Raw genomic sequence first — 14,395 nt, forward strand, 5'->3', positions numbered from 1 at the left:
TCCTTTATACCTGCACCGGGTTTGATTCTTCTAACTTACGTTCAACCTTTTTCCCTTTGAAATATAGCGATTCTACAGAAGCCCTCCTCGCGACTGTTTCGGCAGAACAGGTTGCATTTACAAGCATCATCGTTGCTTCATCGCCAATCTTTGGCCAAACACGCTCGCCTTTCTCATTCAACGGGGTAACTCCTCCAGTTCCAAATTTTAAGGTTTTTGAAAGAGAATATTCATCAGACAATCGGAATCGTTCCGCTAGAATGCCAAGCTTTTGGATCGTATTCCCTGTTCCAAATGGGGACCAGTGATCCGTAATACTGTCATGTCCCACGGAAACTTGAATTCCAAACTTGTCTAGAGTTGGAATTGGAATTGTAGGCCGATTTACTGGGACAGTTGTAGTAATATCAATCTCTTGATCTTTTAATATTGTAATAATATCTGAGAGCTCCTCCCCATGTAAGTCACCTAGTGCATTGGCATGGCTGATTGTTGCCCTCCCTTTCAGACCCGCTTCTTTCGTATATTGTGCCATTCGTTCAAATGTAAATGCTCCTAAAGTGTTGGGGTCATGTAAATGGAGATCGACACCTTTATTGTTTTCAACGGCAATATCAAAAATGGTATATAAAGATTTTTCGATATTCCGGTCTACGGTTGCTGGGTCAACGCCGCCAACTAATGTTGCCCCATTCTTCATTGCATCACGAATCAATTGGACAGAGTCACTCTTCAACAATCCATGTTGCGGAAAAGCAACGATTTCATATGTCAGAACATCCTCGTATTTTTTCAATGCGTTCACTGTTGCCTCTAAATTTTTAAGGCCAATTACAGGATCCACATTACAATGAGTCCGAATATGGGTATGACCATTTTTCAAATACAATTCAATCATTTTCTCAGCACGTTCTTGGGCGGTTGGCAGCAACTTCGGCAGTAGTTCTTTTTCCTCTTCTAACCGGGTAAATATGCCTTTTGTGAGTGGAGTACAAGCCTTCCATGGTCCTCCGTAGTACGTTTTATCAATGTGAATATGCATATCTCGTAACGACGGAAGAAGGAGTTGATTGCAAGCGTCAACCTGTGTCTCTTCAATATTTGGAAAAATATTTGTAATCTCGGCAATCTTTTCATCTTCAATTTTTAAGTGGCATATTTCTGTCTCAGTACCAGAAATACGTTCATTTTCCTTTATGAAGCCTTTTTCTAAACGGACATTCGTAAGCCAATAAGTAGTCAATCCTATTCCTCCTATTTAAAAAAATTAGGAAAAGTACTTTTTTACAAAAGTACTTTTCCTCTTGGTTACCTTTACTTAATTACTACATCATCAATCATGAGATAGTTTGCAGCATTCAGCCAAAAACCGCTGACGTTTTTACTATGAGCCGCTAAATGCTCGTAGTTCCGAATTGGAATATAAACGGCGTCGTCCATTTCAATTTGCATAACTTCTTCATATAGCTTTAAACGTTTAGCTTCATCTGTTTCTTGACGTGCCGCTTCAATTTTTTCATCTACCTCTGGATTACTGTAGTAGAAATGGTTACCTGCAGGCCCCTGTGACGCAGTGTGGAATAAATTATACTGGTTATAGTCTCCGTCACCAGTTGCATTTCCCCAACCGTTGATTACCATTTCATGTTCACCATTATTGATCATTTCAATAAAAGCTCCATATTCCATTACTTGGATTTCTACATTTACTCCGATTCCTTTTAATTGAGATTGGATTACTTCTGCCATGTTAATTCGTTCTTTTCGATCACTTGTTAATAATTTAATTTCTAAACCATTTTCGTATCCGGCTTCTTTTAATAATTGCTTTGCTTCATTTAAATCATAATCATAAGGCTTAACCTTGTCGCTATATCCTAATACTTTAGGGCTCATCGCTACGTTTGCGAGTGTTCCTACATCATTATATACACCTTTAATAATAGCTTCTCTTTCAATCGCATGGCTGATTGCTTTACGGACCTTTACATCATCAAATGGCTTTTTCTTTGTGTTAAATCCAAGATATTCGACAGCTAGTCCTTCTGTACGGTAGAGACCCATTGTATCGGAAGCTTCGATTCGCTCAATTTCAGTTACAGGTACTTGGTCGTTGATATGTGCTTCGCCCGTTTCAATCATTGCAAGACGAGTTGCATCTTCAGGTACTACTTTAAATACTACTCGATCAATATTTGGCTTTTTACCCCAGTAATTTTCATTTTTCGTTAATGATATTTCTTGACCACTCTTCCAAGCTTCAAATACAAATGGTCCTGTTCCAACTGGGTGCTCAGACAGTTTTTCAGGATTTTCAGCTAAAGCTTTGGGACTGATGATGCTGCCTTCCTGACTTGCCAAAATCGATAAAAGTGGAGCATAAGGGTAGGCAAGCAATAATTGTACTGTGTAATCATCTATTACTTTTACTTCTGTAATCATTTCAAATTTCGTACGCTGCGGTGAACCTGTATTTGGATCTAATAAACGATCAAAAGTTGCTTTAACTGCCTCTGCGTTAAATGGTGCTCCATCATGAAATGTTACATCATCTCTTAATTTAAATTCCCAAGTTGTATCATTTACTACTGTCCATTCTTTTGCTAAAAGCGGTTGAATTTTAAAATCTTTATCCGGTACAACAAGTCCCTGATAAACTTTTTGGTAAATGATATTTGCTGATGGAATATCTGTAATAAAATGTGGATCTAGCTTGGTTGCATCAGAAAGTCGAACAACTGTTAATGTACCGCCTTGTTTTTCTCCTTCTTTTTTACTTTCTCCTTCACTAGAAGAAGTTGATTTTGTTGAACATGCTTGAGTAATCACTAGCATTAATCCTATTAATACTAATAGGATCGCATTTCTTATAAATCGTTTTTTTCTCCCCATTTTTCGTCTCTCCTTCGTTGTTTTTTTGTAAGATTCTGAATTTAAAAGGAAGAATGATTTTCACATTTCCTTTTAAATCCTTATCTGCATTATAGAAGAAGATTCGCTGGAATATTTACAGAATATTTACAATAATTTTAACTATTTTGACAAATAATTTAAAAAATATTTACTTTCCTGTTAATTTTGATAATTTTGTACATATCTCAAAAAAAATAATAGGTTTCTGAAAGGAGGATTATGACAGCTGGAATCAACATCATTCTTTCAAATAAAAAAATTTAAGGAGGGTTTTACGTGACACTTGAAGCAAAAACAGATTCACCAGTTGTAATTACGCAAACTATGAATCAACCGAAAGAATCTAAACTAAAAGATTTCATTGCTATATTAACCATGAATAAAGCGGCAATGGTCGGTGCAATCATCATTCTTTTCTATGTTTTTATCGCACTCTTCGCACCATTACTCGCTCCTTATGACCCATACGAAATTAATTTAGAAAATAAATTAATACCTCCCTCACCAGATCACTGGATGGGAACAGATGATAAAGGGAGAGACATCTTAAGCCGTATCCTATATGGTTCTAGACTTTCGATGGGGATTGGAATTACCGCTGTAATTTTCGGTGCCTTTTTTGGAATTATTTTGGGACTTATAGCAGGCTATTATGGAAAATGGATCGATTCCACCATTATGAGAATTATGGATATTCTCTTAGCATTCCCTGGTATTTTACTAGCTTTAGCCATCATTAGTGCACTTGGACCTGGTTTAATCAATGTAACCATAGCTGTCGGTGCGTACTCAATTCCATTATTCGCAAGGATTGTCCGCGGATCAACCTTAGAAGTAAAACGACTGGAGTATATTGACGCCGTCCGTTCATTGGGAGCAAATGATTTAACGATTATTTTTAAACATATTTTACCGAATATTCTTTCGCCTATTATTGTACAAGGAACTCTAAGACTAGCTACCGTCATTCTATCAGCAGCAGGTTTATCGTTCCTTGGTCTTGGTGCCCAGCCACCATCTCCAGAGTGGGGAACGATGCTAAGCAGCGGCAGGGATTTCTTATTTTCTGCACCTTATATTGCGATATTTCCAGGGCTGACTATTTCTATATTAGTATTAGGTTTTAATATTTTTGGAGATGGATTACGTGATGCTTTTGATCCAAGAATGAAGAAATAGAGGAGGGATATTAGATGTTGATGTTTATAGTACGCCGGTTAATGCAAACGATTCCGGTCATTATAGGGGTAACTTTTGTCGTATTCTTTATTATGCAGCTAGTTCCTGGTGATCCAGCAGTTTTGCTTGCCGGCGAAGGAGCTTCAAAGGAAACTATTAATGCCATACGGGAGCAATTAGGTTTAAATAGACCATTATTGGTACAATATTTCGATTACTTAACGAGCGTTTTTCGTGGAGATTTTGGAGTATCCCTTAAGAATAGTCAGCCTGTCTTAGATGAAATATTAGTGAGATTGCCTATTACAATTGAACTTGCCTTTTTTAGTATACTTATAACCATTGTTTTAGGAATGGCCGCTGGAATTATTTCTGCGATTAAGCCTTATTCCCTAAAGGATACAACGGTTATGATCGTAGCATTATTAGGTATTTCATTACCGAGCTTTTGGTTTGGATTAATGTTAATGTATTTCTTCTCAGTAAAACTTCAAATCCTCCCAGTTGCGGGTTGGGATAGTATTCTTCATGTTATCTTGCCTGCTTTGACATTAGGTGCGGGAGGGGCTGCCATTGTAGCCCGTATGACAAGGTCAAGTATGCTCGAAGTTATTCGTCAGGATTATATTCGAACAGCTCGTGCTAAAGGGGTCCGTGAAAGTTTGATTATTTATAAGCACGGATTACGTAATGCTTTAATTCCAGTCATTACAGTAGTAGGATTACAATTTGGCGCTTTACTTGGCGGGACTGTTCTAGTGGAATCAATCTTTGCTATTAATGGACTAGGAAGAATGATTGTCGACTCGATTCGGATGCGGGATTTACCAATGGTTCAAGGCGGGGTATTAGTTGCCTCTCTCGTTTTCGTCGTAGTGAATTTGATTGTCGATGTACTATACCGATTCTTTAATAAACGGATTGAATTAAATTAACAGGTGGTGAAAGATAATGACGGAGAATAACAAACCGATTTTAGAAGTTAAAGGATTAAAAACACATTTCTTTACAAAGCGCGGAGTAAGTAAGGCGGTTGATGGCATCGATTTCAGTTTGCATAAAGGAGAAACCTTAGGAATTGTCGGTGAATCCGGCTGTGGAAAAAGTATAACATCTCTTTCCATACTGCGTTTAATCCCCTCCCCTCCTGGGAAAATAGCGGGCGGACAAGTTCTGTTTAAAGGAAAAGATTTGGTTACAATGTCCGAAGATGAAATGAGAAAAGTACGTGGAAATGAGATTTCGATGATTTTTCAAGAACCGATGACATCATTGAATCCTGTTTTACCAGTTGGAGAACAAATTGCTGAAGCGTTACGAATGCACCAAAAAATGGGACGTAAAGCCGCGTGGGAAAAGGCAGTCGAAATGTTAAAGCTTGTTGGTATCCCTTCACCGGAAAAAAGGGCAAAACAAGAGCCTTTCCAATTAAGCGGCGGAATGCGTCAACGTGTCATGATAGCGATGGCACTTGCATGTACCCCTGAGGTATTAATTGCAGACGAACCAACAACAGCATTGGATGTAACCATTCAAGCTCAAATCCTAGAGTTGATTAAAGACTTGCAAAATAAGCTAGGCATGGGGGTTATTATGATTACCCATGATTTAGGTGTAGTTGCCGAAACATGTGATACCGTGGCCGTCATGTATGCAGGTAATATTATTGAATATGCACCAACAGAAAAAATTTTTGCTAATCCAAGACATCCATACACACAAGGTTTACTAGATTCACTGCCTAAAATTCATGAAGATCAGGAAGAATTACAAACGATTGAAGGCAGTGTCCCTAGTCCCTACAATATGCCTGCTGGCTGTCGCTTTGCTTCAAGATGCCCTCATCAGCAGCCGATTTGTCATCAACTGCAGCCAGAGCTTATTGAACAGAATGATGGTGTAAAGGTGCGCTGCTGGATGTATACAGATCAATGGACGGCAAATGCAAAAGAGGAGGCTGTAAAATAATGCAGGCTGTAGCAGATAAGAAAGTATTATTAGAGGTAGAACATTTAAAGCAATATTTTCCTGTTAAAACAGACTCCCTTTTTAAGCCTAAAGCCTATGTACAAGCGGTTGACGACATCTCCTTCAAGCTATACGAAGGAGAGACTTTAAGTATTGTAGGTGAATCTGGCTGCGGAAAATCCACAACAGGCCGTGCGATTTTAAGACTTGATGAACCTACTGATGGAAAGGTTTATTATTCAGGGACAAACATTTTAGGACTAAATAAGAAAGAAATGAGAAAGCTTAGAGGGGATTTACAGGTTATATTTCAGGATCCTTTTGCTTCTCTAAACCCGAGGCAAACCGTTAAGCAAATTTTAAATGAAGCCATGGCCATCCAAGAAGTAGTTGAAAAATCAAAAAGAATGGATCGAATGCTTGAACTACTTGGCTATGTCGGGCTTCCCCCAGAGGCACTTGACCGTTACCCTCACGAATTTAGCGGCGGTCAGCGTCAACGGATTGGGATTGCCAGAGCTCTTGCTGTTAATCCCAAACTAATAATCTGCGATGAAGCTGTTTCGGCCTTGGACGTATCTGTTCAGGCACAAGTTTTAAATCTACTAAAGAAACTTCAAAAGCAGTTTGGCCTTACCTTTTTATTTATCTCCCACGATTTGAGTGTAGTCAGACATATTTCTGATCGGGTCATGGTTATGTACCTTGGGAAAGTCGTTGAGATTGCAAATAAAAAAGATTTATTTGATACACCACTGCATCCATATACACGGGCTTTGCTATCATCGATTCCTGTACCAAATCCGGAATTAAAACGGGAGCGGATCATCTTAAAAGGAGACGTCCCATCCCCTATTAATCCGCCAAAAGGCTGCCGATTCCATACCCGCTGTCCATTTGTAACAGAGAAATGTAAAACAGAAGAACCAGCTTTAAGAGAATTGGATACAAATCATATGGTCAGCTGTCATTACGCAGAAAAATTCATGTAAGGTTATTTTCTAATAATAAGAAAATAAGGTAAAATATTATATTAAAAAAGGGAGAAGCAAAAGCCTCCCTTTTTCTTCATCCAAAGGAGAATTTCGGTTATGTTAACAGTTGAAGCTTTCTCCCTAAATATTATGATTGCGGCTCTTGCACCTTTATTAGGGGCATTTACATTGCTTTTTTTATTTATTTTTGAAAAGCGAATTGACCTCCTAGAAAAAAAAACACGGGAAATTGCTTTAGAAAGAGAGCTGCAAACGGCCCTTTACAACCAATTGAATCAAGAAATTCAGCCTCATTTCTTTTTTAATACATTAAATTCGATACTAAGCTTAGCAAGACTGGATCGAAAAACAGAACTAATTCGAGCGATTGAGACTCTATCAAAGCTGCTTAAATTTAAGTATCAAACAACTAACACTTTTATTACCATCGATGAGGAAATAACCTATGTCAATTATTATTTAGAAATACAAAAAATACGTTTTCGGGACAGGCTTCATTATGAATTTTCAACTGATCCAAATGTAAACCAAGCCATTACCATCCCGTTTATTATTCAAACCTTTATAGAAAATGCTTTTAAACATTCTTTTGAAAAATATGCTGGTGAAGCCTTTTTAAAAACAACCATTGAAAAACGGGAAAAAGACATCCATATCACAGTATGGAACAATACGGTTGAAGGACCTGAGGAACTGGCATCGGAAAGAGGACTTGGTTTAGAAAACATTACAAAAAGGTTGGAGTTATTATTTCCGGAAGGTAAAACATCTGTACAATTAATCTACTCAGACAATGGGACAAGTGTTTTAGCTATTTTTCCATTTATACTGAAATCTGAAATATAAGGAAGGTGAACATTACGAATGAATATCCTGCTAGTTGATGATGAACCGCTAGAATTAGAGCAACTCGAGTATTTAATCCTAAAAAAATTTCCAAACTGGAAGATTTTCAAAGCTCAAGATGCTTCCATAGCACTCCAAATCGTAAAGCAGCATGACATCTTTCTTGCATTTCTAGATATTCAGATTCCTGGTAAGAATGGATTAGATTTAGCTAAAGAATTAACACAAACTTATACGATTGACATTATAATGGTTACTGCTTTTCAAAATTTTGAATACGCACAAACTTCGATAAGACTTGGGGTCATTGATTACATAACCAAACCAATTATTGAAGATGAATTAATGGGCGTATTAAGCAAGTATGAAAGATTAGGGCGTTACTCAGAGCAAATTGTAAATGCAATAAACATTATCCATGCCGAATTTAGTGAAAAATTAACGTTAAATTATTTAGCTTCAAAAATTCATATTAATCCCGCATATTTAAGCAGAAAATTTCATGAGGAAGTTGGAATGGGCTTTTCCGAGTATTTAAACGAGTTTCGCTTAAAGGAAGCTCAAAGAATGCTCGTTGAGTATCCTGATTTAAGTATTAGTACAGTTTCTGAAAGATGCGGTTTTAACAGCCAGCATTATTTCAGCCAAATTTTCCGAAAAATGACAGGACAATCACCAAGGGACTTTCGCTTAAGGGAGACATTCCATTGAAAAAGAATGATTATCAGTTATATATCAGTGGTGCGATTAAACTCGGAGTAAGCTTTGGGGTTGTTAGTTTATTGGCTCGATGGGTAACAGGAAATACAATCCTATCCTCTCCGGAAACCTTGATCAAATATGGTCTTATCGGTGGAATTGGATATTCACTAGTGGGGGCGTTATCCTCTATTTTATTTGGTTTTTTGGCAAAAAAAATCCACGAGAATCACCCTGGTCAGTACACCATTGGAGATGTTTTAAGACAAAAATTAACACCAAGCGGATATTGGTTAATGATAACAGTTCTTATTCTTACAAGTTTTCATTCCTTATATGTCCAAGCTATGGGCGCAGGAATTCTTATTCATATGATCTTTCCGATTCCTCATTTTATTGGGTTATTGCTTTTTTTAACTTTTTGTTTTTTTATCGGAGGAGCCGGGGGCATGCAGCGCCTTCACCAACTTGCAGGTGTTAATGTCACCCTTATTTTTGCTGCAGTCATTATTATCCCCGTCTACTTTTATATTCAAGAAGGAGTTTATCCTGTTTATGACGGAATAAAGCTATATCATCCTTATTTATTATATATAAAGAATACGGATGCCTTTTGGTTTATTTTTACAGCAATATTTGTCTTTTTTGGTCAAATTTTGATAGACCGTGCTTCATGGCAAAGAATGTTTATCATTCAAAAAGAAAAGGTTCAAATAACCTTTACCTTAACAGGATTAATTTGGGCAACCATCCCATTGGCTTTATCCTCCTTGTTAATGATTACAATTTTCGGCAGAAGCTTTGAAAATATTTATGCCTTGTTCTCTGAATTAGTCAATAGAATCCAATCTTCAATATTAATCGTCCTATTTGTTGTCTTTATTTTTAGTTCAATCGCTTCGGCCCTCAGTGCAGAATTGCACGCAACAACCAGCCTTTTTGTAAAAAATATAATGGAAATGTTTTTTACTTTAACAAATGATGAGAAATGGAAATACACTTATATTTTTTCAGGGGCAGTATGTGTATGTTTACTTGTCATCGTAAGTATACTAACTCCCAGTCCGCTCACGCTATTATTTTTCACTGGGAATATTTATGCGGCGATTATTAGCCCAATTTTATATATCATCCTTAGTAAAGGTATTCTTCCTTTCATAGTCCCCTTTTCATCCTTTATTGGAGCTATTGGAGGCTATATTTTTGTAACAAGAACGGAAGACTTTAAAGGAATATGGCTTAGCTTTACGATTTCAACCGTTCTTTGTTTACTTGTCTTAATCTATAAAAGAATTACAAGAAATAATAGTAAGGTATTATAGGGGGCGGTTTGTTTGGGACATATCGAAAATCAAGCCCATTATAGCCCAGATTTATTACCCACCCCATCTGAGGCTAGAACATGGAAGATAGGTCAATTTTTCACCATCTGGATGGGCTCTGTTCATAACGTGCCTTCCTATGTAACAATAGGGGGATTCTTTGCATTAGGCTTATCTATTTGGCAGGTATTCTTTATCATTATCATTTCTTCCATTTTACTATCAGTCATGATGGTATTAAATGGGCATGCTGGCAGCAAATATGGAATTCCATTCTCTATTTTGCTCCGTGCAAGCTATGGAAAAAAGGGTGCCCTCTTTCCGGGGGTCCTAAGAGGCGTTATTGCCGCGATTATGTGGTTTGGTCTTCAAACCTACGCAGGCAGTCTAGCCATTAGTATCTTAATAGGGGAATTTTGGCCAGATTATTTATCTTTAGGCGGAATTTTCAACTTTTTTGGATTAACCCTTTCTAGTCTCCTTTCCTTTCTACTCTTTTGGATCATTAATGTTTTATTCATTTTTGCCGGTATCGATCGATTAGGGAAGTTAACAAAAATGGTATCCCCATTAATTTTTGTGGTTTTTGGCGGAATGGCTATCTGGTCCATTAAATTAGCAGGTGGAATTGAACCTATACTAAACCATAGTTCAAGAGGAGTACAGGGAAATAGTATTTTCGTTTTCATAAGTTGTGTTTCAGCAATTATGGCAACCTGGGTTGCACAAATTCTAAGTGTTTCTGATATTACTAGGTTTTCTCGTTCTAATAAAGATCAGTCAATGGGCCAGATTTCTGGGTTGTTTATTACGTATTTATTATTTGCTGTAGCCAGCATTTCAATCATTGTGGGTTCAGAGATTGCTTTTGGTGTTCCGATTTGGAATGTACTTGAAGTGGTAGAGCGATTTGATAGTAGATTTGCGATTACCCTTTCACTGTTAACGATTTGCTTATCAACTTTATCAGTTAATATTGTTGGAAATATCATACCAGCTGGCTATCAACTTGCTTCTCTTTTTCCGAGGAGACTGAATTTTAAAACAGGAGCTCTAGCTGCAACCATTTTCGGTATACTTATTATGCCTTGGAAGCTAATGGAGAACCCAACAAGCATATTCGCCTTTTTAAATATTGTAGGAGGATTGTTAAGTCCCGTCATTGGTGTAACACTGACGAATTATTTCCTAATTTGTAAAAAAGAAATTAATTTACAAGAATTATATTCTAGTAACAACAATCGATATTCTAACGGGATTAATCTTCCTGCTATGATAGCAACCATCTTTGCAGGCATAATAAGCCTAATGGGTAATTTTGTACCCCTACTTGGTCCGTTAACTAGTATTTCTTGGTTTACAGGAATATTTCTAGCCATTCCTTTATATCTAGCTTTATATTACTTTAATAAGCAATTTGAATTAAGTGCAATAAAGGAATAGGGAGAAGAGGCTGATTCTAAATGATTGTCACATACCAACCATAAGAACCAGCCTCTCCTATTATTTATTGGTTATTTAATTGAAATATCTTTAAAGCTATATGAATACGTATTTAATGCAAAGTACCATAAACTACGTTACCTTTATAGATAACAGCTTTACGTTTTGATCGTCTAGCAACTGCTTCAGCCGCACAGCTTGCTTCAACAAGGACGATATTCGCAGCATCACCTGCTTTTGGCCATAACTGGTTCCCATCCTTATCTAATAGAGTTTTTCCACCTGTAATATACTTTAAAGCTTGGCCAAGTGAAACCTCATCTGTCCATCTGAATCGTTCAAGCAGACGTCCAGCTCTCTCCAGTACATCACCATTTCCTGTAGGCCACCAAGAATCAAAGATATTATCGTTCCCTACGGCTACATCTACTCCATATTCATTTAAAAGATTTACGGGTGGTATATTCCGTCCAATTGGAAGGCTGGTTACAATAGATATTCCAGCTTCTCTTAAAATCCCTGCCATTTCTATTGCTTCTTCTTTGGAGACATCTCCCAATCCGAATGCATGACTGACTGCTACCCTTCCTTCCCACCCCGCTTGCTTAGTTAAATAAGCAAGTCGTTTCATTGTGAAAGTTCCTAAGTGTCCAGGGTCATGTAAATGCAAGTCGATATCCGCATTCCCTTCAACAGCCAAATCCATCAACTGTACTAATGATGCTTCGATATTATTATCCACCGTTGCCGGGTCAACCGCCCCTACAATCCCTGCACCGTTTCTTACTGCTTCTCTTACTAGTTGAACAGTATCAGGACGCAGTAACCCATGCTGAGCAAATGCAACAATCTCTGCACTTAGCCTATTAGAATATGTTTCTAATGCTAGCCCAACACCTTCCAAATTCCGCAATCCTGCTTCCGGATAGATATCCACGTGGGTTCTTACATGGGTTGATCCATAAGACAATAATACTTCCAGCAAAGCCTCGGCACGTTGGTGTGTGCTGGCAGGAATGGCTGCTAGAATATTTTTTTCGATTTCACATCGTTCAATAACACCTGAAGCGGGGATACAAGCCCGCCAGTCCCCACCCATGTAAGTTTTATCTAGATGAACATGCTTTTCAATAAATGAGGGAAGCAGGAGTAGCCCCTTTGCATCCTCTACAGGAAGTTCATTTCCAAAAGGAACTGATCCTTTGATTATTTTTTTGATTTTACCATCCTCTATTAATAAGTGAAATAGCTCTGTTTTTGTTCCTGCCACTCTATCATTTTCTTTTATATATCCCGTTTCTAAGCGGGCATTTGTTAACCAATAAGTACGACTCATATTAAAACATCCTTTCTATTAGTGTTACAAGATAAAAGGGCGATCCACTTGGATATCCCTCTAATCAGTTTTCCTATTTGATTAAAACTTCATTGATTTCTAAATAACCAGATGGACTGATTGCAAAGCCCTGGATATTTTTGGCTACAGCAGCGAGATTTTCAATCACCCTTACTGGAATATATACGGCATCTTCCATTTCTAATTCTTGTGACTGTGCATATAGTTCAATACGTTTATTTGGGTCTTTTTCTTTACGGGCAGCATCAATTAAGCTATCCACCTCTTTATTACTATAGAAGAAGGTATTCCCAGATGCCCCGTGAGAATTGGTATGGAAAAGGTTGTATTGATTATAATCGGCATCACCGGTTGCGTTTCTCCAACTGAGGATAAATATCTCAGAATCCCCGTTGTTTGCCTGCTCAACGAACGTTCCATACTCTAAGACTTGGATATTTACTTTAACACCGATTCCTTTTAACTGAGATTGAAGGACCTCCGCCATATTGATTCTTTCTTTGCTATCCATTGTTTTTAGTGTCGTTTCGAATCCATCTGGATAGCCGGCTTCAGCAAGTAATTTCTTTGCTTCATTAAGGTTATATTCATAGGCTTTCATATCAGCATGGTAGCCAAAGACCTTTGAGCCTAATAATGAATTCGCCTTTTTACCAACATTATTGTATACACCCTTTATAATCGAATCCATTTCAACCGCTTGAGAGATCGCCTTACGAACACGGACATCATTAAAGGGTTCTTTTTGAACGTTAAAGCCAATATACTCTGTACCAAATCCTTCACTTCGGTATACCTCAACTGCTGACGAAGCACCTACAGAAGACATCATCGGTACAGAGAGCGGCTCAGCAATATGGGCTTCTCCAGTTTCAAGCATGGAGATTCTTGTTGTTTCCTCCGGAACTACCTTGAATACAACTTTATCCACTTTAGCCTTTGTTCCCCAGTATTCCTTGTTCTTCTTAAAGACAATTTCTTGACCAGGAGTCCAAGATTCAAAAACAAATGGACCTGTTCCATTCGGTTCATTGATACTTTTTTTACCGAACTTATCAATTGCCTTTGGACTAATAATACCGCCTTCATGGCTGGCTAAAATAGATAGTAATGGTGAGAAAGGCTCGGATAAGATAAATTGAACCGTAAATTCATCCACTACCTTTACTTCTTTTACCATTTTAAATACAACCGCTCTTGGTGAACCAACATTCGGATCTAGGAGTCTGTCAAATGTCTCTTTTACCGTATCAGCATTAAAGACCGTTCCATCATGGAACTTCACATCTTTTTTAAGATTAAATTCCCATGTTAAATCATCAAGCTGTTTCCAGTTTTCTGCAAGCAAAGGCTTAATTTCGGCATTTTTATCACGTCCAACCAGCCCCTCATAAATCTTGCCATGGGTAACACTTGCGGCGTTGATCGTCGACATGAAATGATGATCTAGGTTCTCAGCATCTGACAAACGAGCAATAACTAATGTACCTCCTTCATTTGAAGCGGTCTCACTATTATTTTGCTTTGTACTTGCATCCTTTTGTGTAGAACAGCCAGTAATGACGATTGCAATAAACATGACTAGTAAAAATATTCCTATTCTCCATTTCTCTTTCATGCCCACTACCCCCCTGAATATGTTTTATTAAGCAAGTGCACTTGTCTAATTATAA

General features: G+C 37.7%; 12 protein-coding genes. 8 read left to right on the forward strand and 4 right to left on the reverse strand.

All coding sequences use genetic code 11. The features are described 5' to 3' along the window. Window positions 1-4: 4 nt before the first annotated feature. Together ABC255_RS24130 and ABC255_RS24135 are read right to left on the reverse strand one after the other, a co-directional pair. Window positions 5-1,243 (reverse strand): amidohydrolase family protein, encoded by a 1,239-nt coding sequence (locus ABC255_RS24130; RefSeq protein ID WP_412997472.1) that lies wholly within the window; start codon window positions 1,241-1,243, stop codon window positions 5-7. 71 nt (window positions 1,244-1,314) lie between these two features. After that, a complete protein-coding gene (locus tag ABC255_RS24135; protein ID WP_412997474.1) occupies window positions 1,315-2,892 on the reverse strand; it encodes a glutathione ABC transporter substrate-binding protein in 1,578 nt (525 codons plus the stop codon). A 345-nt stretch (window positions 2,893-3,237) separates the two neighbouring features. On the opposite strand from ABC255_RS24135, the gene ABC255_RS24140 reads away from it, so the two are divergent. From ABC255_RS24140 to ncs1, 8 genes are all read left to right on the forward strand, one after another. Next, window positions 3,238-4,092: an ABC transporter permease gene (locus ABC255_RS24140; protein ID WP_412998622.1), complete on the forward strand. Its 855-nt coding sequence runs from the start codon at window positions 3,238-3,240 to the stop codon at window positions 4,090-4,092. Between the two features lie 14 nt (window positions 4,093-4,106). Further along, window positions 4,107-5,027 (forward strand): nickel ABC transporter permease, encoded by a 921-nt coding sequence (gene nikB / locus ABC255_RS24145; protein ID WP_412997476.1) that lies wholly within the window; start codon window positions 4,107-4,109, stop codon window positions 5,025-5,027. A 16-nt stretch (window positions 5,028-5,043) separates the two neighbouring features. Continuing rightward, window positions 5,044-6,060 (forward strand): ABC transporter ATP-binding protein, encoded by a 1,017-nt coding sequence (locus ABC255_RS24150; protein ID WP_412997478.1) that lies wholly within the window; start codon window positions 5,044-5,046, stop codon window positions 6,058-6,060. Continuing rightward, the gene (locus ABC255_RS24155) at window positions 6,060-7,052 is read left to right on the forward strand and encodes an ABC transporter ATP-binding protein (RefSeq protein WP_412997480.1); all 993 of its coding nucleotides are present in this window, start codon (window positions 6,060-6,062) and stop codon (window positions 7,050-7,052) included. Before ABC255_RS24150 ends, ABC255_RS24155 begins: the two co-directional genes overlap by 1 nt. Window positions 7,053-7,151: 99 nt before the next feature. Then, a complete protein-coding gene (locus ABC255_RS24160; protein WP_412997482.1) occupies window positions 7,152-7,901 on the forward strand; it encodes a sensor histidine kinase in 750 nt (249 codons plus the stop codon). Window positions 7,902-7,919: 18 nt separating this feature from the next. After that, window positions 7,920-8,612 (forward strand): response regulator transcription factor, encoded by a 693-nt coding sequence (locus ABC255_RS24165; protein WP_412997484.1) that lies wholly within the window; start codon window positions 7,920-7,922, stop codon window positions 8,610-8,612. Continuing rightward, on the forward strand, window positions 8,609-9,922 hold the full coding sequence (locus tag ABC255_RS24170) for a sodium:solute symporter family transporter (protein ID WP_412997485.1): 1,314 nt from the start codon (window positions 8,609-8,611) through the stop codon (window positions 9,920-9,922). Before ABC255_RS24165 ends, ABC255_RS24170 begins: the two co-directional genes overlap by 4 nt. Window positions 9,923-9,934: 12 nt before the next feature. Further along, the gene (ncs1, locus tag ABC255_RS24175) at window positions 9,935-11,365 is read left to right on the forward strand and encodes an NCS1 family nucleobase:cation symporter (RefSeq protein WP_412997487.1); all 1,431 of its coding nucleotides are present in this window, start codon (window positions 9,935-9,937) and stop codon (window positions 11,363-11,365) included. Window positions 11,366-11,477: 112 nt separating this feature from the next. Here the strand turns inward: ncs1 and ABC255_RS24180 are convergent, their stop codons facing one another. Together ABC255_RS24180 and ABC255_RS24185 are read right to left on the reverse strand one after the other, a co-directional pair. Then, complete coding sequence (locus tag ABC255_RS24180; protein ID WP_412997489.1) at window positions 11,478-12,701, reverse strand: amidohydrolase; 1,224 nt, start codon at window positions 12,699-12,701, stop codon at window positions 11,478-11,480. Between the two features lie 73 nt (window positions 12,702-12,774). Beyond that, window positions 12,775-14,340: a glutathione ABC transporter substrate-binding protein gene (locus tag ABC255_RS24185; protein ID WP_412997491.1), complete on the reverse strand. Its 1,566-nt coding sequence runs from the start codon at window positions 14,338-14,340 to the stop codon at window positions 12,775-12,777. Between the last annotated feature and the right edge of the window lie 55 nt (window positions 14,341-14,395).

Source organism: Neobacillus canaveralius, assembly GCF_047237705.1.
Classification (GTDB): domain Bacteria; phylum Bacillota; class Bacilli; order Bacillales; family Cytobacillaceae; genus Neobacillus; species Neobacillus niacini_K.